Annotated in this window: 17 protein-coding genes and 1 pseudogene; 4 read left to right on the forward strand and 14 right to left on the reverse strand. The window is 44.5% G+C overall.

All coding sequences use genetic code 11. The annotated features are described in order from the left end of the window. The first annotated feature begins 434 nt into the window (after positions 1-434). Positions 435-1364 (forward strand): magnesium transporter CorA family protein, encoded by a 930-nt coding sequence (locus NBH01_RS24410; RefSeq protein ID WP_008763680.1) that lies wholly within the window; start codon positions 435-437, stop codon positions 1362-1364. A gap of 175 nt (positions 1365-1539) precedes the next feature. On the opposite strand, the gene NBH01_RS24415 is transcribed toward NBH01_RS24410, so the two are convergent. The 4 genes from NBH01_RS24415 to NBH01_RS24430 all read right to left on the reverse strand — a co-directional run bounded on the left by NBH01_RS24415 (position 1540) and on the right by NBH01_RS24430 (position 7972). After that, a complete protein-coding gene (locus tag NBH01_RS24415) occupies positions 1540-3081 on the reverse strand; it encodes a DUF5723 family protein (RefSeq protein WP_008763679.1) in 1542 nt (513 codons plus the stop codon). Positions 3082-3253: 172 nt separating this feature from the next. Then, the gene (gene rnhB / locus NBH01_RS24420) at positions 3254-3856 is read right to left on the reverse strand and encodes a ribonuclease HII (RefSeq protein ID WP_016269344.1); all 603 of its coding nucleotides are present in this window, start codon (positions 3854-3856) and stop codon (positions 3254-3256) included. A 215-nt stretch (positions 3857-4071) separates the two neighbouring features. Then, the gene (locus tag NBH01_RS24425; RefSeq protein ID WP_217719571.1) at positions 4072-5298 is read right to left on the reverse strand and encodes a BACON domain-containing protein; all 1227 of its coding nucleotides are present in this window, start codon (positions 5296-5298) and stop codon (positions 4072-4074) included. A 469-nt stretch (positions 5299-5767) separates the two neighbouring features. Continuing rightward, complete coding sequence (locus NBH01_RS24430) at positions 5768-7972, reverse strand: sodium-translocating pyrophosphatase (protein WP_008767612.1); 2205 nt, start codon at positions 7970-7972, stop codon at positions 5768-5770. Between the two features lie 391 nt (positions 7973-8363). Here NBH01_RS24430 and NBH01_RS24435 point away from each other — a divergent pair. Beyond that, a pseudogene (locus NBH01_RS24435) lies at positions 8364-8558 on the forward strand (GH36 C-terminal domain-containing protein); the annotation flags it as partial. Positions 8559-8687: 129 nt separating this feature from the next. Here NBH01_RS24435 and NBH01_RS24440 read toward each other — a convergent pair. The 9 genes from NBH01_RS24440 to rimP all read right to left on the reverse strand — a co-directional run bounded on the left by NBH01_RS24440 (position 8688) and on the right by rimP (position 19662). After that, complete coding sequence (locus NBH01_RS24440) at positions 8688-9011, reverse strand: heavy metal-binding domain-containing protein (protein ID WP_008767610.1); 324 nt, start codon at positions 9009-9011, stop codon at positions 8688-8690. 306 nt (positions 9012-9317) lie between these two features. Further along, positions 9318-10529, reverse strand: coding sequence for a cysteine desulfurase (locus tag NBH01_RS24445; RefSeq protein WP_048698610.1), 1212 nt, complete (start codon positions 10527-10529; stop codon positions 9318-9320). Between the two features lie 12 nt (positions 10530-10541). Further along, complete coding sequence (gene sufD / locus NBH01_RS24450) at positions 10542-11885, reverse strand: Fe-S cluster assembly protein SufD (RefSeq protein ID WP_048698608.1); 1344 nt, start codon at positions 11883-11885, stop codon at positions 10542-10544. Positions 11886-11887: 2 nt separating this feature from the next. Beyond that, on the reverse strand, positions 11888-12640 hold the full coding sequence (sufC, locus tag NBH01_RS24455) for a Fe-S cluster assembly ATPase SufC (protein WP_008763669.1): 753 nt from the start codon (positions 12638-12640) through the stop codon (positions 11888-11890). 15 nt (positions 12641-12655) lie between these two features. Further along, positions 12656-14110, reverse strand: coding sequence for a Fe-S cluster assembly protein SufB (gene sufB, locus NBH01_RS24460; protein ID WP_008767607.1), 1455 nt, complete (start codon positions 14108-14110; stop codon positions 12656-12658). Continuing rightward, positions 14088-14618 (reverse strand): CvpA family protein, encoded by a 531-nt coding sequence (locus NBH01_RS24465; protein WP_008767606.1) that lies wholly within the window; start codon positions 14616-14618, stop codon positions 14088-14090. The genes sufB and NBH01_RS24465 overlap by 23 nt, the downstream gene beginning before the upstream one ends. Positions 14619-14697: 79 nt before the next feature. After that, a complete protein-coding gene (gene infB / locus NBH01_RS24470) occupies positions 14698-17820 on the reverse strand; it encodes a translation initiation factor IF-2 (protein WP_011108813.1) in 3123 nt (1040 codons plus the stop codon). Between the two features lie 52 nt (positions 17821-17872). Further along, entirely contained in the window at positions 17873-19192 is a 1320-nt protein-coding gene (nusA, locus tag NBH01_RS24475) for a transcription termination factor NusA (protein WP_008763665.1), read from the reverse strand. Between the two features lie 2 nt (positions 19193-19194). Next, positions 19195-19662 (reverse strand): ribosome assembly cofactor RimP, encoded by a 468-nt coding sequence (gene rimP / locus NBH01_RS24480; RefSeq protein ID WP_008763664.1) that lies wholly within the window; start codon positions 19660-19662, stop codon positions 19195-19197. 172 nt (positions 19663-19834) lie between these two features. On the opposite strand from rimP, the gene NBH01_RS24485 reads away from it, so the two are divergent. Continuing rightward, a complete protein-coding gene (locus tag NBH01_RS24485) occupies positions 19835-20230 on the forward strand; it encodes a hypothetical protein (protein ID WP_048698602.1) in 396 nt (131 codons plus the stop codon). Between the two features lie 39 nt (positions 20231-20269). Here NBH01_RS24485 and NBH01_RS24490 read toward each other — a convergent pair whose 3' ends face one another. After that, positions 20270-20968: a YgjP family zinc-dependent metalloprotease gene (locus NBH01_RS24490; protein ID WP_074857741.1), complete on the reverse strand. Its 699-nt coding sequence runs from the start codon at positions 20966-20968 to the stop codon at positions 20270-20272. A 135-nt stretch (positions 20969-21103) separates the two neighbouring features. Here NBH01_RS24490 and NBH01_RS24495 point away from each other — a divergent pair, with 135 nt between their 5' ends. Continuing rightward, positions 21104-21889 (forward strand): head GIN domain-containing protein, encoded by a 786-nt coding sequence (locus NBH01_RS24495; protein WP_074857738.1) that lies wholly within the window; start codon positions 21104-21106, stop codon positions 21887-21889. The last annotated feature ends 42 nt before the right edge of the window (positions 21890-21931 follow it).

The following is a 21931-nucleotide window of genomic DNA, read 5'->3' on the forward strand; positions in this document are numbered from 1 at the left end:
CGAACGATAGAAATCGCCAAGAAGTTCAAGCTGATAAGGACTAAAGGTCATGTCACTCTTTTTCATCTTTTATTCATTTTAGTTGATACTTATAGTAGTCAACCAAATCCAGGGTAAGACACCTTATAAGGAAAGTCTACTATGTAAGGAGCTAACGGGAACTTTAGCACTATCTTACAAGTGATTTTACCATAGCCAACCAATGAACTCCCCGCATGCTGAAAGACCATAAACAACAAGAAAATCTAAAAAAAGCGATGCAAAAGACGGAACCTCGGTTAATTTTCCGTACTTTTGTATCGCTTTTAAATTAAATCATAGAAAAATGGACGATTCAAACCCGCGAACGTGCACTTATAGTATTAATTAAAGCGATCAGAGTCATTGAAAACTGATGCCTCTGCTCGTGTAAACAAACGAAAGGAGGCAATAAGATGAGAACATATCTTTATTGTGAAGCTGGCTTTGTGGAAAAACCGCAATGGCTTCCTAACTGCTGGGTAAATGTAGTATGCCCGGACAACGATGACTTTGAGTTTCTGACTAAAACCCTGAACGTACCCGAATCATTTCTGAACGATATAGCCGATACGGACGAACGTCCGCGAACCGACACGGAAGGCAACTGGCTATTGACGATTCTGCGCATCCCGATGCAAAACGGTCAGAACGAAAGTCTTCCCTTCGGCACCGTACCCATCGGCATCATCACCAACAATGAAATCATTGTATCAGTCTGCTACCACAATACAGACCTGCTACCGGACTTCATCGAACACACCCGCCGAAAGGGAATCGAAGTCCGCAACAAACTCGATCTGATTCTCCGGCTGATTTATTCGTCTGCCGTATGGTTTCTGAAATATCTGAAACAGATAAATCTGGATATCAGCGCCGCCGAAAAGGAACTGGAACGCAGTATCCGCAACGAAGACCTGCTCCGTCTGATGAGACTGCAGAAAACACTCGTTTACTTCAACACCTCCATCCGAGGAAATGAAGTAATGATCGGAAAGCTGCAAAGTATCTTTCAGGACACCGACTTTCTGGACAAGGAACTGGTAGAAGACGTGATTATCGAGTTGAAACAGGCATTTAATACCGTAAACATCTACAGCGATATCCTCACCGGAACGATGGACGCCTTTGCCTCCATCATCTCCAACAACGTGAATGCCATCATGAAACGCATGACCAGCCTTTCCATTACACTGATGATCCCGACATTGATAGCCAGTTTCTACGGAATGAATGTGGATATCCATCTGGAAGAGATGCCGTATGCCTTTGCACTGATTATCCTGTGCTCCGTCGTGCTGTCGACATTAGCGTTTATCGTATTCCGGAAAATCAAGTGGTTCTAATTCAAGCGACTGCAATTCAAGCAGTTCTAAATCTCCCTTTACGTCAGAGACATAAAAAAGCAGCCTGTCATTCTTAAGACCTGAATTCAAGGTCGGCGATGACAGGCTGCACACAATACGTTTTTTATTCGATAGAGAATATTAAAAAGAGAATGTTTAAGAGAGAGAAATTATTTTATCCTTCTTTACTGGATTTCTTTCCGCCCAATGGCACAGAAATACCAACAAATCCACTTACAGAATTGGTGTTCTTACCTAAGAACATGTAGTCAGTTCCGAGGAACACCGGACCCAACTTCAAGCCCAGACCGAATGACTTACCGGCAGACTGAATAGCCGAGTAGCTGAGCGCAACGTTAAGCCAGCTTTTCGGACGATAGTTTGCGGAGAATGTTACTTCTGTCAGCGTTTTCGGTTGTACGAAGCGAGTCGTAGACAATACACCTACTCCGAGCTTGTTCTCAAAGAAGCCGTATTCTGCTCCTACCACAACTGTAGATGCCAGACTAGACTTGCGGGATTTATGTACGTCCTCTGTCTGAAGTTGCAACATTTCATAGTCGAGTACATCACCACCATTTACACGGTTCATGTATCCGTCAGCATCAGCCTGCAACCGAGTAATATTGTTCTGAATCGCAGTAATAGAATTAGGAATATCGTTCGCATCAATACCATTGACATAGCTAGTTCCTTTCATATTGATTGATTCCGGATTGGCAGAAGCTATCTTAGTAGCGCCTTTCGTCCATGAAATAAATCCTAGGTCGAGAACAGAAGCGGACACTGTCAGGTTATCCATAATTTTATAAGAAGCACCCAAATCAATGCCGAAACCGTAACCTGCAATACCCAGTTTTCCACTGTCAAAGTCAAAGTCACTGATATAATCCTGTCCATCTTCTTGTACCAATTCCAATCCTTTGAAAGAACTTTCCAGATGAGCGTCAACATTCAGATTGGCATGGTAACTTTCAATTTCAGATTTCAGTCTTGTGATACCAGCAGCATCCAATCCGGACAGATAATTTTGATCCTGTAACTGGTTAATGCGGGCATCACTCGGAAGATTGGCGTTCATCATTACATTGTTAATCTTCAGATTCATATTGCCGATACCCAGCAATACTTTCACCTTACCACCGACTGTCAAACGGTTATTGATCTGACGCGCATACCCCAAACCAACTTCACCATAAGCGTTTATATCCAGTTTCTGACCGCTGATATCGTAATTACTGTTTCTCCAGTTATCTTCAAGCGCATCCATCTCATTCAGGAAAGTAAACATGGAACGGGTAAGGCTTGCACCTATATCCGCACGAACACCTACATTGAATGACCAGAAGTTCTTTCCTTTATACCATCCGGCAGAAAGAATCTCCGTGCTTACGTTTACATTTAAGTTGTTTTTATCTTTCAGACGGCCCAGGAAATCGGGATTAGAGTAGAAATTGTCGCTATCGTCAATAATGTCGATAATATCTTGATAACCCAATGAAGTGGACCCGACAGTAGCATTGACCGATCCCAATACCGGAATATTAAAATACCCCTGAGTCGGAATCAGAGCCGGATTCAATTGTTGCCGATAATGAGTACCTTCCATAAAATAAGAAGTACGTAAAAACTGCGCATTGGCGGGTAAAACGAAACCCATCATAAGAAGTAAAGCCCCCATGAACTTCTTAGATGCATAAAGTCTGCTTGTTGTCATGATTTTATCTTTTTTTAATTCTTGTTATCGAATGCAAATATATAGCATTTAAGTAACAAATAAAAGCACAAGTCAACACTTTTTTAGCATAAACCGAACATTTTCATGGCTATTTGGAGAAAAATCGTGCTTATTCTGCAAAAATATGTAGAAAGTGAAACAAAAGGAAATATCAGAAATTTAGGTTCAACTGCCCGTCACCAAGCAGATTGAAGGTCATTCGGTGGTAGGGAGTCGTTCCACGTTCGGCGATGGCGGCACGATGTTTTTTAGTCGGGTATCCTTTATTCTTATTCCAGTCATAAAACGGATATTCTTCGTGAAGACGATTCATATAATCATCTCTGTAGGTTTTAGCCAGTATAGAAGCGGCGGCTATAGAAAGGTATTTGCCGTCTCCTTTTATCACGGTAGTATGAGGAATGTCAGGATATTTATTGAAACGGTTTCCGTCGATCAGCAAATGCTGAGGACGGACAGAGAGCTGACCGACAGCCCGGTGCATCGCCAAAAAGGAGGCGCGGAGAATGTTTATCTCGTCTATCTCCTCGGGAGACACCACTCCTACCGCCCACGCCAGCGCTTCTTTCTCTATCACTTCACGAAGTGCGTAGCGTTGCTTCTCGGTCAGTTGCTTCGAATCATTCAGCAGCTCATTCTTGAAATCTTTAGGAAGAATGACGGCGGCAGCATACACTGATCCTGCCAAGCAACCGCGGCCGGCCTCATCGCAGCCGGCCTCTATCAGGTCTTTATTTAAGTAAGGTAGTAGCATCAAAGTATCTCTTTTTTATCGGTTTCAAAGGTATAAAAAAAGTGGATTATCAACAATAATCGTACACCCAAAAAGGATACAAAATTCTACTTAGATCTATATAGCGAGAGATGGAAAGACAGATGATATAAGAGAAATCTATCACCACTCTCTAAACAGGATTATAAAAGTTGAAATGTGGTGATAGATCAATTAACGCCTAATGAATAATAAAGTTAATAGACTGGTAAATTAGGAGACTGCGCAATATACCCTACTCGCTTCCCATTCTCTATTATGTAATCCAACACATAAAATGAAGATTGAGATGTACCCTTTATTTCACCATTAAACATATAAAATGCATGAGCATAATATGCGTGTCCTTTCACACAAGAAATTGCTTCCGCAGTCCAAGTATCCACATTATAAATAGGTGCGGTAACTTTTACAAACTCTTCATAAGAACTTTTGCTCCCAGCATCATATAAATATGTATCATAAGCTCCACCGTTTCTTCGTTGAATCGTACCAGAGGAAATATCATAGTTAATATAAAGGTCTGATCCTGTGCCCGAATTAGAAGTATGCCCTATATTACAATAACTTTTATCAAAACTAAGTTTACGCATTCGAATCAAGTTGTCGTAATTTACATCATGATGTCTAAGCTTAGCTCCGACAATCTCACCTCCCTCCATAATATAGTCTTCGACCCAAAAACGTACATATCTGTAGTTATCAAGAGTCCCTTTATAAGTTTCGGCAGAGAAATATCCATGCCCTTTTACACAAGGAATCAGTTCGCCCTTCCATGTTTCTTTATTCCATTCAGGTTGTTCCATAATACTGAAATCTTTCCATGAGACTTCTCCACAATCGAACAAATGCATTCTTTGACCTTCACCACCTTTACCTCCTTGAAAGAAACCAGGATTTTTAAAATAGAGGTAATGTCCTTTAGTACTTAGACAATGGTCTTCTCCATCATCCTTAATGTATAATTCATCATATTCCACCCAATCATATTCTTCACTATCCGTATCATCTCCACTCTCCGCAGCACTTTTCTGCGTTACAGTAACAGTAATTTCTTCAGAACCGGAAGAAACAGTAATAGTAGCGGTCCGCGTTTTACCCGTATTATTAGGTGTTAATGTGATAGTTAAAGTGTACTCTCCGGCTTCACCACTGTATTTATCCAAAGATATCCAATTGGGAGAAGTATTCACACTCCTGTTAGCTACTGATGTTTCTACTATGGAAGCAGTCCAATGAGCGGTAGCAACAAAAGAAAAACTGCCCGAAACATCGTCCGAATTAAAACTTTGATTCTTTTGATTAGAATCCGGCATTACAATACTCATATTTTGCTCCTCATCAGAGTCGCTGCTACACCCTGAAACCATAAAAGCCAAAAGGATCAGGGACAAAAAGCTAATCCAACCATTCAAATTTCTCATTATTATACTTTTTAACCGACGGCTCCCTCTTCCGGTATTGTAACTTGCTAGTGCAGAAGCCTCAAAATAATTTTGAACACTAGTCTCATTTCACTTTTGCTGCAAAATAAGAGATGAAAATACTATCCAATATAAACCGGAACGGTTTCTTATTATCACCAAGATATAAGAAAAAGCTTATAAATTTCATCTCTATAATACTAGTATATCCCCTTAGCCAGTATAACAGATTACTTCAATATGTTTTCAAAAATTCCCTATTTCCTCTTACAAAAGTATCCAAATAACAAGAAAAGAAAAAATGACTTTGCCCTGATATTTGCACAAACCAGACTTAAACAGGATTATCTATCTCAAAAGGTGATTAAACAGGCAAAAAAGAGGTTTGCTCCATTCTATATAATAAAGAAAGCGATAACCGGACTTATCTCCGGCTATCGCCCTCTTCAATAAACAAACCTTCTTTTAGTTAAAACAAACTCCAGGCGACGGTAAGCCCTGCCATCACAATGGCTACCATGCTCATAAGCTTGATTAAAATATTCAGACTCGGGCCGGAAGTATCCTTAAACGGGTCGCCCACAGTATCGCCTACTACGGTTGCCTTATGCACTTCACCGCCTTTGCCTCCAAAGTTCCCCTCTTCTACATATTTCTTCGCATTATCCCACGCACCGCCTGCATTGGCCATAAAGATAGCCAGCACAAAACCTGTGCTCAAACCGCCGATCAGCAGTCCCAGTACTCCGGTCACTCCGAAGATTAATCCGGTAGCGATAGGCGCAAGGATAGCAATCAGCGACGGAATCACCATTTCGCGCTGCGCACCCTTGGTTGAGATAGCCACACAACGTTCATAATCCGGCTCGGCTTCTCCTGTCAGAATGCCTTTGATCTCACGGAACTGACGACGCACCTCATCTACCATGTGTCCGGCTGCGCGGCCGACCGCATTCATCGTCAATCCACAGAACAAGAACGCCATCATCGAACCGAGGAACATACCGGAAAGAACTTTCGGATTCATCAGCGTCACGTCGTAATAGTTCATGAAATCGACAAAGGTAGCATTGGCGGTTGAGACAACATCGCCGTTCGGCATACTCAGGTCTACTGTCCCCAAACGGGTCAGACCGATACGGATTTCTTCGATATAGGATGCCAGCAAAGCCAGTCCGGTCAATGCAGCGGAACCGATAGCAAAACCTTTTCCGGTTGCCGCGGTTGTATTTCCCAAAGAGTCGAGCGCATCGGTACGCTTGCGGACTTCGGCACCCAGACCGGCCATTTCGGCATTACCGCCTGCATTATCAGCAATCGGGCCGTAAGCGTCCGTAGCCAGTGTGATTCCTAATGTGGACAGCATACCGACAGCGGCAATACCGATACCGTAGAGTCCCATACCCACGTTGGAAAAATCGAAACCGGAAGCAAGCAGGAAGGAGGCAATGATACCCACCACTACCGCAATCACGGGAATAGCCGTAGAAAGCATACCCAGACCGATACCGGAGATAATGACGGTGGCAGGTCCAGTCTTTCCGCTTTCACTCAGTTTCTGAGTAGGGCGATACGACTGGGAAGTATAATATTCGGTAGAACGTCCGATCACAATGCCGACCAACAGGCCGACTACGACAGCGCATGAAATCCAAATCCAGTTGTCCAACTGTAAGAGCCACAGGATTAAGAAGGTAGCAGCCACAATCAGCACGGAACTCAGGTTTGTTCCGAATGCCAGCGAGCCGAGCAAATCTTTCACCGTCGCATTTTCTTTGGTGCGCACGGAGAAGATGCCGATAATGGAAAGCAGAATACCTACCGCAGCAATCAGCATCGGGGCAATAACTGCTTTGAACTGCATGACCGTATCTGCCGAATGTATAAAGGCGGCAGCACCCAATGCGGCAGTCGCCAGGATAGAACCGCAATAAGATTCGTACAAGTCGGCTCCCATACCTGCCACGTCGCCTACGTTATCGCCTACATTATCGGCAATGGTGGCAGGGTTTCGCGGATCGTCTTCGGGAATTCCGGCTTCTACCTTACCCACAAGGTCGGCGCCTACGTCGGCAGCTTTTGTATATATACCACCACCTACACGGGCAAAGAGCGCCTGTGTGGAAGCTCCCATACCGAACGTCAGCATCGTGGTAGTGATTACGCAAAGTTTATGAGTCGGTGTCAGTGCGTCGGCGGGAATCACCGCGTTCAGCAACAGATACCAGAAAGATATATCGAGCAACCCCAGTCCGACTACAACGAGTCCCATTACCGCACCACTGCGGAAAGCGATTCTCAGTCCGGAGTTCAATGAATTGCGTGCCGCATTCGCCGTACGTGCCGAAGCATAGGTTGCCGTCTTCATACCCAGGAAACCGGAAAGACCGGAGAAGAAACCACCCGTCAGGAAAGCTATGGGAACCCACACATTCTGAACATGAAAGCCATAAGCCATAATTGAAAACAAAATAACCAGCCCAAGGAAAACACAACCTACAATCTTGTACTGTTGTTTCAGATAAGACATAGCTCCCTTGCGTACCGCAGCGGCTATTTTTATCATTTGGGGAGTACCTTCACTCTCTTTCATCATCTGCTTATGGAAGTAATAAGCAAAACAGAGGGCTAACACTGAAGCGACCGGAACCAGCCAGAAAAGAATGCTATCCATAGAATTAATTATTAAAGGGTTTTATGGAGGCTAAAAGTATGGAAATCAAACGAAAAAAGCAAGCAAAAGAGAAAAAAAATCCAACTTGCCGATTGATGCGATAACTCTCAATGAAACGAAGGTAAAACAAGTAAAAAAGTCTTTTGAGAATCCTGCAAAAGAGCATCAGGCCAATAGCTCGTTAGTTAATTTTTAGTCTTATTACGTTAATCGTTAACAAACCCGTTATTTCTATTAAACCATGTTATAAAGCGCCTCACTGTGCCCCGAAAATTTGGAGATAGCCGAAAAGTCCCTATCTTTGTAGTGTGTTTTTCATAGTATTAGATTTAAGGTTAACAAAAGATTGGCTGTCTGGGATAGATAGCCTTTTTTTATGCCCGCAAACTAACTATTGCCTGTTAAACTACAGGGATTGGATGCCAAGAAAATGTATAAGGTAAAAGAAATCAATCTGATGCCGAATAGTAAATCCAGCCTGGCTGCCAACGAAAAGACTTATTCCAGTGAATATCTGATGAAAGTGGGCATAGATGCTTTCACCACTAATCAAGCCTTTAGCCGCGTGATTGAGCTTACGGCAGATAACTTCCTACTGCCTTACTCATGCCAAGCCTTTGGCACGCTTGTGCCAAAGGCATGGCACAAACATTAAGAACAAAAGGGGAAACACCGTTCGTGGTGAATCCCCTTTCTCATACAATAAAACAATCAACTAATCTTCAATCGTTACAGCAGTTCCGTTGGCAGTTACCATCAGCATACTACCGCTGCCTCCTACTGTTTCATAATCCAGATCGACACCGATCACTGCATTGGCTCCTAACTTTGCTGCCTGTGCCTGCATCTCCTGCAAAGCTGTATCTTTTGCCATACGTAGTACTTCTTCATATGCACCGGAACGACCTCCTACAATATCCCGAATACTTGCAAACAAGTCACGGAATACATTGGCACCAATGATTGTCTCTCCGGAAACAATTCCGTAGTACTTTACTATTCGTTTTCCCTCAATGATGGGAGTTGTAGTCACTAACATGATCTTTTTCTTCTTTTTTAGTTGTTTACTATCCTATTAGACGCAGGATATCCCCAAAAGGTTGCAATGTCACCCTAAAAAAATTGCAGCTATACCGCAAATCAATGCGATATAGCCGCCAATTAGAGTTAAAGAGAGAGAGAATTTATAGAAAGCGCGGTCTCACGACCAACTTAATATACCTAAAATGATTTTTATTCTTTCTTATTAGACGCAGGAAACTTCAAATCACTGCACTTCAAAGAGACTTTTTTAGTTAAAGAATAAAAAAAATCGCTATTCTTGCAGGAATAGCGATTAATATCTTTAGAACATCTGGCTGACGCGTTCGATCCCAGCCACTAATGCGTCCACTTCCGATCGTGTATTGTACATGGCAAATGATGCACGTACCGTACCTTCGATTCCGAGCCGTTGCATCAACGGTTGCGCACAATGGTGCCCCGTGCGGACAGCGATACCTAAACGGTCTAACAATGTTCCCAAATCGAAATGATGAATATCTCCCACCAGAAATGAAATCACCGCTCCCCGATCTGCCGCCTCACCGAAAATACGCATATTGGGTATTTCCTTCAATCGCTTCAGCGCATACGTTGTCAGCTCGTGTTCATGAGCAGCGATTTGGTCGAGTCCGATGCCATTAACATAGTCAAGGGCTTTTGCCAGTCCGGTAGTACCGATGTAGTCCGGCGTACCGGCTTCAAACTTGAAAGGCAGTTCGTTGAAGGTAGTCTTTTCAAAAGAGACGTGCTGAATCATTTCTCCTCCTCCTTGATAAGGGGGCATACGGTCCAGCCATTCTTCCTTTCCATAAAGCACACCGACACCTGTCGGGCCGTAAACCTTATGTGCGGAGAACACCAGGAAATCGGCATCCAAGTCTTGCACATCCACCTTCATGTGGGGGATAGACTGTGCAGCATCCACTAGAAAAGGTACTCCATGCGCATGAGCCGTCGCAATCATTTCCTTGACAGGATTTACGGTTCCCAATACGTTCGACACCTGAACTACACTGACTATCTTTGTACGCTCGGTGAATAACTTTTCATATTCATCCAGCAACAGTTCGCCCTTGTCATTCATCGGAATGACCTTGATGGCAATTCCTTTGCGGGCAGCCAGAAGTTGCCAGGGAACGATATTACTGTGATGCTCCATCACCGAAAGGATCACTTCATCGCCTTCCTGCATAAACTCATCTCCAAAACTGGAAACAAGCAAATTGATACTTTCAGTCGTACCCCGTGTAAAGACGACCTCATTCGTGCTGCCGGCATTGATAAACTGCCGTACCGTCTCGCGGGAGGCTTCATGCAGTTCCGTTGCCTGCTGGGAAAGGTAATGTACTCCACGATGCACATTCGCATTCACAGAGTAATACTCATCTACCAGCGCATCCACCACCAGACGAGGTTTCTGAGTGGTCGCACCGTTATCGAAATAAACCAATGGTTTACCATACACCGTACGGCTCAATATCGGAAAGTCTTCACGTATCTTTTGAATATCCATTTTACTTATTCATCATTTACATATTGCACATCCCTGGCACTTGTTCAGTTCGCCACGGAAGCGTTTTTCTACCAACAGGTGCAGACGGTCTTTCAGTGCATCCAGACGAATCGTATCGATGACTTCATTGACGAATGCAAACATCAGAAGCAAGCGTGCTTCTTTCTCCGCTATTCCGCGTGCACGCATATAGAACAAAGCATTCTCGTCCAACTGCCCCACAGTTGCCCCGTGAGAGCATTTCACATCGTCCGCATAGATTTCAAGCTGCGGCTGCGTGTACATACGCGCATCGCGTGTGGCACAGAGGTTGCGGTTGGTCTGTTGAGAATTTGTATGCTGGGCATCAGGACGTACCAATACCAGTCCGGCAAAAGCACCGGTCGACTGGTCATCAAGCACGTACTTGAATAATTCATTACTGGTACAATTCGGTACTGCATGATCAATGGAGGTGTTATTGTCCACATGCTGGTTTTTATCAGCGATTGCCATACCGCAAAGATTAATCTCAGCCCCTTCGCCGGCTAGCAGAACTTCCGTTGTATTACGGGTAGTTCCGTTGTGCAGCGTCATGCCATTCAGCAAAACATTGCTGTTTGCTTCCTGCTTCACGTACAGGTTACTGATACGAACCGTACTTGTATGTGTTTCTTCGAGCTCATACATATCGAATACCGCATTCTCTCCAGCAAATACTTCGATCACCTGCGTTGCAAGGAAGTTCACATTATCCATCGCATGATCACAGATCAACAGGCGTGCCTGCGCTCCATCTTCCAGGATGATCAGCACGCGACGGTTCACCATGAAGTTAACATCTGCACGAAGGATATTCACCAGCTGGATGGGCTTCTCTACGATTACGTTCTTCGGAACATAGAAGATGGCTCCATCCTGTGCAAAAGTCGTATTGAAAGCTGTTACGCCATCCTTGGAGGTATCAGCCAGCTTGCCGTAGTACTTCTTCACCAGTTCGGGATGTTCCGCAGCGACTTCTTTGAGGCTGCCGAAGATGACTCCTTCCGGCAAATGAGTTTTAGGAAGCGCTTTATTATAAAATGCGTCGTTTACCACAAAATACAAGGCTGTGCTCATATTCGGGACATCACACTTAAACACCTCGTACGGATTGACCGGAATCTGAAGGCGGTTAAGGTTCAGACCGTAATCGGGCTCGAAATACTTGCTTATATCCGTGTATTTATACTTCTCCATCTTACGGGTCGGGAATCCGAGACGCTCAAAATCGGCAAAAGCAGCCGCACGGGGTGCATTCAGCACTTCCGCACTATGCTTGCAGATCATGGCTTCCGTCTGAGAGAAGAGATCTATGTATTGTTGTTCTACATTCATCGTTATTCTCCTACTTCTTTCTTAATCCAATCGTATCCCTTTTCTTCCAGTTCCAAGGCTAGTTCCGGTCCGGCGGTTTTCACAATACGACCTTTATAGAGTACGTGCACTATATCCGGTTTGATATAATCGAGCAGACGCTGATAGTGAGTGATGACGATCGTACTTGTTTCGGGAGTCTTGAGCTTATTCACGCCTTCCGCTACAATACGAAGGGCATCAATATCCAGACCGGAATCTGTCTCGTCAAGAATGCTCAGACGCGGTTCCAGCATTGCCATCTGGAAGATCTCGTTACGCTTCTTCTCACCACCGGAGAAACCTTCATTCACCGAACGATTGGCAAGTTTATTGTCCAGTTCGACTACGGCACGCTTCTCACGCATCAGTTTCAGAAATTCGCTGGCAGTCAACGCAGGCAGACCTTTATACTTGCGCTGTTCATTGACAGCCGCCCGCATGAAGTTCACCATGCTTACTCCGGGGATTTCTACCGGATACTGGAAACTAAGGAAAATACCTTCATGACTACGGTCTTCCGGACTCAACTCCAGCAGATTCTTGCCATAGAAAGTGACCGAACCTTTTGTCACCTCAAAAGCAGGATTTCCCACCAGAACAGAAGATAGCGTACTCTTTCCGGAACCGTTCGGCCCCATTATCGCATGTACTTCGCCCGGTTTCACCGTCAGGTTAATACCTTTCAATATCTCTTTGCCATTAATGCTGGCATGCAGGTCTTTTATCTCTAACATAAGCTTATTTATTTTTTATCCCACGCTTCCTTCCAACGAAATAGTAAGCAACTTCTGTGCTTCCACTGCAAACTCCATCGGAAGTTTATTTAATACTTCTTTCGCATATCCGTTAACAATCAGCCCGATAGCATCCTCCGTCGGGATCCCCCGCTGATTACAATAGAATATCTGATCTTCGCTGATCTTGCTGGTAGTCGCCTCATGCTCCACCACAGCCGTCTCATTATGGATATCCATATACGGGAAAGTATGCGCACCACATTTGTCGCCCAGCAGCAAAGAGTCACACTGGCTGTAATTTCGTGCATTATCGGCTTTTTCAGCTACACGTACCAGTCCGCGATAAGAGTTCTCGCTATGTCCGGCAGAGATACCTTTGCTGACAATCGTGCTGCGGGTATTCTTTCCCAGATGAATCATTTTTGTTCCGGTATCTGCCTGCTGATAATTATTTGTCACAGCTACAGAATAAAACTCAGCCGTCGAATTATCGCCTGTCAATATGCAGGAAGGGTACTTCCACGTGATAGCCGAACCGGTTTCCACCTGTGTCCAGGACAGTTTGCTGTCCACCCCTTTGCAGTTGCCGCGTTTCGTCACAAAGTTATAGACTCCACCTTTACCTTCGGCATCACCCGGATACCAGTTCTGAACCGTACTGTATTTCACTTCTGCACGATCATGTACCACAATCTCCACGATAGCCGCATGCAACTGATTTTCATCACGCATCGGTGCGGTACATCCCTCCAGATAAGATACATACGAATCATCGTCCGCCACAATCAGCGTACGTTCAAACTGTCCCGTGTTACGGGCATTGATACGGAAATAAGTAGAAAGCTCCATCGGACAGCGTACTCCCTTCGGTATATAAACGAAAGAACCGTCAGAGAACACGGCCGAGTTCAAAGCAGCAAAGAAGTTATCCCGATAGCCTACTACCGAGCCCATATACTTCTTCACAAGGTCCGGATGTTCCCGTACCGCTTCACTAAAGGAGCAGAATATAATGCCTTTCTCCATCAACGTCTCTTTGAAAGTAGTCTTTACGGATACCGAGTCCATCACTGCATCCACAGCCATTCCGCTCAATGCCATCTGTTCTTCCAAGGGAATACCCAGTTTATTGAATGTCTTTATCAGTTCCGGATCTACTTCATCCATACTCTTCGGTCCTTCTTTCTTCTTCGTCGGATCGGCATAGTACGAAATTGCCTGATAATCGATCTCCGGAATACGGAGATGTGCCCAAGTCGGCATTTCCAGCGTCAGCCAATGGCGATACGCTTTCAGTCGGAACTCCAGCAGCCATTCGGGTTCATCTTTTTTCGATGAAATCAGACGGACTACATCTTCGTTGAGTCCACGCTCAATAACATCGGTGTGTACCTCCGTGGTGAAACCATATTTGTACTTCTCCTGCGTCAGTTCCTTTACATATTTATTGGGTTCTTCTTGTTGCATCTTTATTATCTAATATATATTGTTGCGTTATATTCTTAGCAGCAGGGAAAAAGATTCCCGCAAACGTTTCCATAGGATAATATAACAATGATTCGCTCTTTTTTGTTGCACTAATTAACTTATTATCGCTATCGATAAACTCTATCACACAGATCACAAGGCTCGTTAACAACAGAAATTTGAGTGCTCCCAATCCACTTCCCAGCCAACGGTTCAGCCACCCCAGTGAGATGGCTTCCATCGCTTTCGTCAGCAAGGACGCCACTAACGTGAATATCAGCGGAACAGCGATCCAGATGACAATAAAAGCCAATACCTGTGCAACCGTCATCGAGTCCGTCACAGCCGGACAAAGCTTCTCCGCCAACGTTGCATACAAAGCCTTTGCTGCCAGCAAACCGACGACCAATCCCAGAATAGAAGCCAGCTGACGGATAAAGCCTTTCATAAAGCCCGCCACCACACCGGCACCTATTATAATAAGGATGATTATATCAATCGTTGTCATTATCTCTTTTTAAAAGAAAAAGGAGGCACGGAGTTGTAAATCCACTCTGTGCCTCCGTATATTCTCGATTCAGTACAATTTATAACGTCTGTTTCACTTCTATTTCTTCGAATGTCTCGATCATATCGCCTACCTTCATGTCGTTGCAGTTCACCAGACTGATACCGCACTCGAAGTTTGTACCTACTTCCTTCACGTCGTCCTTGAAGCGTTTCAGTGCATTGATGTTTCCGGTGAAGATAACGATACCATCGCGGATCAGACGAGCCTTGTCGCTTCGTTTCACCTTTCCGGTCTTCACTACCGCACCGGCCACAAGTCCCACTTTCGTGATATTGAACACTTCGCGGATTTCGATCGTAGCCGTAATCTGTTCTTTCAGTTCCGGAGCTAACATACCTTCCATAGCGGCCTTCACCTCTTCGATTGCATCGTAGATGACGGAGTACTTACGGATATCGACACCTTCCTGTTCCGCCATCTTAGCGGCAGCACCCGAAGGACGTACCTGGAATCCGACGATAATCGCATCCGAAGCAGCAGCCAGTGATACATCCGATTCGGAGATAGCACCCACGCCTTTATGGATCACATTTACCTGGATCTGTTCAGTAGACAACTTGATCAACGAGTCGCTCAATGCTTCTACAGAACCGTCCACGTCACCTTTGACGATGATGTTCAATTCCTGGAAGTTACCCAAAGCAATACGACGGCCAAGTTCGTCCAAAGTCAGGATCTTCTGTGTACGCAAGCCTTGTTCACGAGCCAGCTGTTCACGTTTGTTCGTGATTTCACGGGCTTCCTGATCACTTTCAACTACATGGAACGTATCACCTGCAGCAGGAGCACCGTTCAGTCCCAGAATCAATGCCGGTTCGGCCGGTCCCGCTTCTTTCACGCGCTGATTACGTTCGTTGAACATGGCTTTCACACGTCCGTAGCTGGTTCCTGCCAATACGATATCTCCTACTTTCAAAGTACCATTCGATACCAGCACCGTAGCTACATAACCACGTCCCTTATCCAATGAAGATTCAATGATGGATCCTGTTGCATTGCGGTTCGGATTTGCCTTCAAATCAAGCATTTCAGCTTCCAGCAATACTTTTTCCATCAAATCTTCCACACCCATACCTTTCTTGGCAGAGATATCTTGTGACTGGTATTTACCACCCCATTCTTCCACGAGATAGTTCATTGCAGCCAGTTCTTCTTTAATCTTGTCCGGATTAGCAGTCGGCTTATCTACCTTATTGATTGCAAATACAATAGGTACACCTGCTGCCATCGCATGATTGATCGCTTCCTTCGTCTGTGGCATCACGTTATCATCGGCTGCCACAATAATGATCGCAATATCCGTTACTTTCGCACCACGGGCACGCATAGCAGTAAACGCCTCATGACCCGGAGTATCCAGGAACGTAATACGGCGTCCGTCTTCCAACTGTACGTTGTAAGCACCGATGTGCTGTGTAATACCTCCGGCTTCACCGGCAATTACATTCGCCTTACGGATGTAGTCAAGCAAGGATGTCTTACCGTGGTCAACGTGTCCCATCACCGTTACGATTGGAGCACGTGGCTGCAAATCTTCCGGAGCATCTTCTTCTTCCACGATAGCCTGTGCCACTTCCGCACTTACATATTCGGTCTTGAAACCAAACTCTTCGGCTACCAGATTAATTGTTTCCGCATCCAGACGCTGGTTGATGGAAACCATCATACCGATACTCATACAAGTTGCAATAACCTGATTGACTGATACGTCCATCATCGTTGCCAACTCGTTAGCCGTTACGAACTCAGTCAGCTTCAGTACCTTGCTTTCTGCCATTTCCTGATCTTCCAGTTCCTGCATACGGTTGGAAGCCATTTCACGTTTTTCCTTGCGGTACTTAGAAGTCTTGTTCTTACCCTTGGTTGTCAGACGTGCCAAAGTTTCTTTTACCTGCTTTGCTACATCTTCTTCGCTAACCTCCTGCTTGATAACCGGCTTCTTGAAGCGATCCTTATTATTATTCTTCTTGTTGTTGTTATTATTATTGCCCTGTCCCTGGCCTTGACCCTGAGGACGGGGATGGTTGCCACCACCTTTACCGGTCTGAGTATTGGGTCTCGGAGCAGCAAAGTTGGAAGTTGCCACATTGTTGACATCCACCTTCTCTTTGTTGATACGATTCCGTTTCTTTCTGGCAGCATCGGCATTATTATCTTTTACGCCCGGTTTTGCCTGTTTACTGTCCTCTTTACGGATTTCCTTGATGATAGCTTCCTTCATCAGTTTCTTCTGATCCTGACGAACTTTTTCTTTTTCTTCGCGTTCACGGCGTTTTTCTTCCTTCGATTTCTTCTTAGGACGGGTAGACTGATTCAATGCAGCCAGGTCAATCTGACCGATGACATTGATCTTCGCTCCCAGTTCCGGTTGACGGATTTTAAACACCTCATTTTCTTTCGACGCATTTTCTTCAGTCGGAGTTGTCACTGTTGCAGTTACTTCTGCCGTTCTTTCTACTTTACGTTCTTCTGCCTTCACAGGTGCAGTTTCTACCACCTTCGGCTCTTCTTTCTTTACTTCTTCCACTACTACTTTCTCAACTTCTACCGGTTTTGTCTCCACTGCAGGTTTCGGCGCTACTACTGGCTGTTCTACTGGTGCAGGTTTCGGTGCAATTACTTCCACCTTTTCCACTTTCGGCTCTTCCTTTTTCACTTCGGATTCAACCACTGGTTTCTCAACGACTGTTTTTTCAGCAACGGGTTGCTCTACCACAGGTTGTTCTACTACAGGTTCTACTTTCTTTTCCGGCGCTTTTTCTACTTTATCTGTTCTCCGACCGCTGAATTTATCCAAATCTATTTTTCCGACAGGTTTAAACTTAGGACGTGCATCCTCCGGTACGACTGTCTTAATCACATCTTCCGACTTCGGTTTCTCCTGCTGCTTCTCGAAGCCCTCGATAGATACCGATGCCTTATTACGTTCCTTATTCTGACGTTCCTGGATGAAACGCTCCGATTCAAGTCTAAGGTTCTTGTCTGTACTAAACTCTTTAACGAGCACAGCGTACTGCTCCTCACTAATTTTGGTATTAGGATTAGCCTCAACGGTATACCCTTTCTTTTGCAGGAACTCAACTACCGTCGCGATTCCTACATTCAAATCTCTTGTAACTTTGTTTAACCTTATCGTCATATTTAAAATTTAATGAATAAATGGAGCGAAGAAAATTCAATCGTAATGCATATTACTCTTGTGTTGGTTCAGCTTCAGGTTCCGCCTCTGTCTCAGGCTCCATCTCTGCTGCCGGTTCTTCTTCAAACTCCGATTTCAAAATACGTATTACCTCGTCCACTGTCTCTTCTTCCAGGTCCGTCTTTTCAATCAACATCTCGCGAGGCGCATTCAACACAGCCTTCGCAGTATCGATACCGATAGCCTTGATTGCATCGATCACCCATCCGTCGATTTCATCTCTGAACTCGTCGAGATAGATATCCTCGTCAGCCACATTCTCATCCAATTCACGGAACACGTCGATAGTGTACTCAGTCAACATACTGGCCAGCTTGATATTCAAACCGCCTTTACCAATAGCAAGCGATACCTCTTCCGGTTTAAGGAATACCTCAGCCTTTTTCTCTTCCTCATTCAGACGGATAGAAGAAATCTTAGCCGGGCTCAAGGCACGCTGGATAAACAATGAAATGTTCGATGTGTAATTGATCACGTCGATATTTTCATTGCGTAATTCACGAACAATCCCATGAATACGACTCCCCTTTACACCTACGCAGGCGCCTACGGGATCGATTCTGTCATCATAAGATTCCACTGCGATCTTGGCACGTTCGCCAGGGATACGGGCAATCTTTTTAATGGTAATCAAACCATCATTGATTTCAGGCACTTCCATTTCGAACAGACGTTGCAGGAAAACGGGAGAAGTACGTGACAAAATAATCTTCGGATTATTGTTCTTGTTGTCTACGCGGGCAACCACTGCACGGGCTGTTTCACCTTTACGATAAAAGTCGCTCGGGATCTGTTCAGTCTTAGGCAACAGCAGTTCGTTTCCTTCATCGTCCAGAAGCAACATTTCCTTTTTCCAGATCTGGTATACTTCCGCGTTGATGATTGTACCTACTTTATCAATATATTTATTATAAATACTGTCCTTTTCAAGTTCCAGAATCTTTGAAGCCAGTGTCTGGCGGAGATTCAGGATAGCACGACGTCCGAACTTGGCAAAGATCACCTCATCAGTCACTTCTTCGCCTTCTTCGTATGAAGCATCGATTTTCTGTGCTTCCGTCAGCGAAATCTGCATATTGGGGTTTGTCAAATCTTCATCGGCCACAACTTCACGGTTACGCCATATCTCGAAGTCACCCTTGTCCGGGTTCACGATCACGTCGTAATTCTCATCGGTGCCAAACATTTTCGCGATTACGCTACGGAACGACTCTTCAAGTACGCTAACCATCGTCGTTCTATCGATATTCTTCAGTTCCTTAAATTCCGAAAATGTATCAATCAAGCTGATTGTTTCTTCTTTTTTGGCCATAACTATTTAAAGCTAATTAAGTATTTAGTATATTTTATTTGCTCATAAGTGAAGGTTTCGTCCTCTTCAATCAGCTTCGGACGCTTGGAACCTTCGAGTTTTACCTTCTTCTCTACGCCTACCGTAAACTTCTCTTCATCGGCATCTTTCAGGATACCTGCCAGTTTACGTCCGTCTCTGGTCACTACTTCCACCTCTTGTCCGATGTGGATGTAATACTGTTGCAGCACTTTAAAGGGTTGTCCGATACCGGCAGAGCCCACTTCCAGTTCATAATCTTCCTCTTCACGGTTCAGTTTCGACTCGATAAAGCGGCTAAGCTCTACGCAGTCTTCAATCCAAACTCCTTCTGCGTGGTCTATTTCGACCACGATCTTGTCATCCGGGCTCACGGTCACCTCTACCAGAAAGTAGTCTTTTCCTTCCAGCCACTCTTCAACAATCTGACAAACAGTTTTCTTTTCTATCATTTATTAACTATATAAGAACAAAAAAAGGAGCTTAATCGCCCCTCCACCTTTCATCCATTTCGGTTGCAAAGATATAAATAATCTATTCGACTACAAAACATTAAAGAAAAAAAGTATGAATTAACAGTCGTATATTCGTATCTTTACGCCGCAATTTTAAAAACCAAGAGCTATGGCACATCATCTCAACACCAACAAACAGTTTATGGTCGGCAACGGCATTCTGGCTTTTGCCGTCATTTTTGTCGTAGTTATTTTCATTTATATGAGCTTACGTCTGCAACGGGAAAACCAGGCAGAACGACATTATATTGAAACTTATACGATCAGCCTGGTAAAAGGATTTGCCGGAGATTCCATTTCGCTGTTCGTCAATGACAGCCTTATCGCCAATCAAGTCATGCAGGAAGAAGCCTTTACAATAGAGGTCGGTCGATTTGCAGAACAAAGCGCACTGATGATTGTAGACAATAAAACGGAAATTGCATCCGTTTTCGATCTCAGCGAGAAGGGAGGAACTTATCAGTTTGAAAAAGAAACGGACGGAATCAAACAGCTTGCTAAATAAGAGTCTGCTTAATATCAGGAGCTCCTTATCCCAAGCACCTTATATCTCTGTGCGATACTTCTTCAATTCTTTACGCAGAGCAAGGGCCTTGCCATCTGTGAACCGGTCCAGCAAGTCCCAGAAACGCTCACTGTGGTTCATCTCACGAGTATGACACAACTCGTGCAGAAGCACATAGTCAATCAGGTGAGAAGGCAACAGAACAAGATAATAGGACAGATTTATATTTTTTCTCGCTGAGCAACTCCCCCAGCGTCCCTGGCTGGAGTTTATCTTCACACTGGCATAAGGCAATCCACATTGTGCCGAAAGATGCTCCAAACGAGGAGGAAGAATACTTTTCGCATTCCGCCTCAAAGATTCTTCGATCACTTTACGCAACCAGTTCTGTAGATTTTCATCAGTAAAATCCGCTTGAGGAGGACATACGATCTGCATGACACCCAATCGCGAATTAGCCAGAAACTGCTCCTTTTCACCTAAGATGAGAGATAGTTTGAAATGCTCGGCATCAATCTTATAGTTTAAGTCAATCAACGGACGGGCAACCTTCTGACGGGAAAGCAGCAACTTACAACGAAGATTCTCAATGGCACGCTTCACCTCTTTCGTCGTGGTGCCGGGAGGCACCGAAACGTAGACCGCATCGCTTTTGGTACGAAACACCAAACTGCGCGCACGTGGATTGACACGCACTATCAAACTTCCCAATTCATCATCTTCTATCACTGTATCCATTTTCTCCTCCTTAACCGATGCTGCAAAAATAATAAAAAAAGAAGCCGGTGGCGAAAAAAGTGATATTCAATGCAACTTTATAGCAACTCGTAACGTCTAATCCATATATACTCATATTAAAATCAACTATAAATTATGAAAAGAAACACATTGACTGCATGGCTGCTCGGGATAATCCTGATATTCTCCGCTACCTCCTGTTTTAATGGCCCTATTGTGAAAGGCAGTAAAAACTACATCACCAAAAAAGAGAATCTGGAACACTTCAATGACATCAGTATGTCGGGAAGTGCCAACATCATCTACCAGCAAGACTCCTCCTCCCGTATTGAGATTTACGGTTCGGACAATATCGTAGAGCTCCTGGAAACAAAAGTAAACGGAGAAACATTGAATATAAAATTTAAAAAGAATGTCAATATCATCGACAAAGGCAAACTAGAAATCAAAGTTTTCTCACCAGACCTGAACAGGCTGACACTCAACGGATCGGGTGGCATTCTCTTTGCGAACGGCATTCACACCAAGGGAGATCTTAAAGTAACAATTAACGGTTCGGGCAATTTAGGAGGAAGTACATTCGACACCGGTCATCTGGCCATTGCAATTCATGGTTCGGGCGATGTCAGGCTCAAACAAATAGACAGCAAGACCTGCTCTGCAAGCATTTCCGGATCGGGCAACATCACCCTTAACGGCATGACAGGCGCAGCAAAGTACAACATATCAGGATCTGGCAACATCAAAGCCGCCGATCTGGAAGCTACAGACGTATATGCAGGTATCTCGGGTTCGGGTAACATCAGCTGCTTCGTCAACGGCAAACTAGGCGGGCACGTCAGCGGAAGCGGCAACGTCGCTTACAAAGGAAATCCTCAGGCTATTGATTTCCCCCACAAGAAGCTCCGCAAACTGGACTAAATCCGTAAACATCCCAAAAACATAAAAGGGCTACTGCATCTC

The organism is Bacteroides sp. B1-V-101, assembly GCF_023656585.1.
In the GTDB taxonomy this organism is placed as follows: Bacteria; Bacteroidota; Bacteroidia; order Bacteroidales; family Bacteroidaceae; genus Bacteroides; species Bacteroides thetaiotaomicron.

What these genes read in the sequence shown, in the direction of transcription:
- NBH01_RS24495 (WP_074857738.1), top strand. Translation starts at nt 21,104, where the DNA reads ATGAAAAGAAACACATTGACTGCATGGCTGCTCGGGATAATCCTGATA.
- sufD (WP_048698608.1), bottom strand. Translation starts at nt 11,885, where the DNA reads ATGAATGTAGAACAACAATACATAGATCTCTTCTCTCAGACGGAAGCC.
- NBH01_RS24425 (WP_217719571.1), bottom strand. Translation starts at nt 5,298, where the DNA reads ATGAGAAATTTGAATGGTTGGATTAGCTTTTTGTCCCTGATCCTTTTG.
- NBH01_RS24410 (WP_008763680.1), top strand. Translation starts at nt 435, where the DNA reads ATGAGAACATATCTTTATTGTGAAGCTGGCTTTGTGGAAAAACCGCAA.
- infB (WP_011108813.1), bottom strand. Translation starts at nt 17,820, where the DNA reads ATGACGATAAGGTTAAACAAAGTTACAAGAGATTTGAATGTAGGAATC.
- NBH01_RS24445 (WP_048698610.1), bottom strand. Translation starts at nt 10,529, where the DNA reads ATGGATATTCAAAAGATACGTGAAGACTTTCCGATATTGAGCCGTACG.
- nusA (WP_008763665.1), bottom strand. Translation starts at nt 19,192, where the DNA reads ATGGCCAAAAAAGAAGAAACAATCAGCTTGATTGATACATTTTCGGAA.
- rnhB (WP_016269344.1), bottom strand. Translation starts at nt 3,856, where the DNA reads ATGCTACTACCTTACTTAAATAAAGACCTGATAGAGGCCGGCTGCGAT.
- NBH01_RS24430 (WP_008767612.1), bottom strand. Translation starts at nt 7,972, where the DNA reads ATGGATAGCATTCTTTTCTGGCTGGTTCCGGTCGCTTCAGTGTTAGCC.
- rimP (WP_008763664.1), bottom strand. Translation starts at nt 19,662, where the DNA reads ATGATAGAAAAGAAAACTGTTTGTCAGATTGTTGAAGAGTGGCTGGAA.
- sufB (WP_008767607.1), bottom strand. Translation starts at nt 14,110, where the DNA reads ATGCAACAAGAAGAACCCAATAAATATGTAAAGGAACTGACGCAGGAG.
- NBH01_RS24440 (WP_008767610.1), bottom strand. Translation starts at nt 9,011, where the DNA reads ATGTTAGTGACTACAACTCCCATCATTGAGGGAAAACGAATAGTAAAG.
- sufC (WP_008763669.1), bottom strand. Translation starts at nt 12,640, where the DNA reads ATGTTAGAGATAAAAGACCTGCATGCCAGCATTAATGGCAAAGAGATA.
- NBH01_RS24465 (WP_008767606.1), bottom strand. Translation starts at nt 14,618, where the DNA reads ATGACAACGATTGATATAATCATCCTTATTATAATAGGTGCCGGTGTG.
- NBH01_RS24415 (WP_008763679.1), bottom strand. Translation starts at nt 3,081, where the DNA reads ATGACAACAAGCAGACTTTATGCATCTAAGAAGTTCATGGGGGCTTTA.
- NBH01_RS24490 (WP_074857741.1), bottom strand. Translation starts at nt 20,968, where the DNA reads ATGGATACAGTGATAGAAGATGATGAATTGGGAAGTTTGATAGTGCGT.
- NBH01_RS24485 (WP_048698602.1), top strand. Translation starts at nt 19,835, where the DNA reads ATGGCACATCATCTCAACACCAACAAACAGTTTATGGTCGGCAACGGC.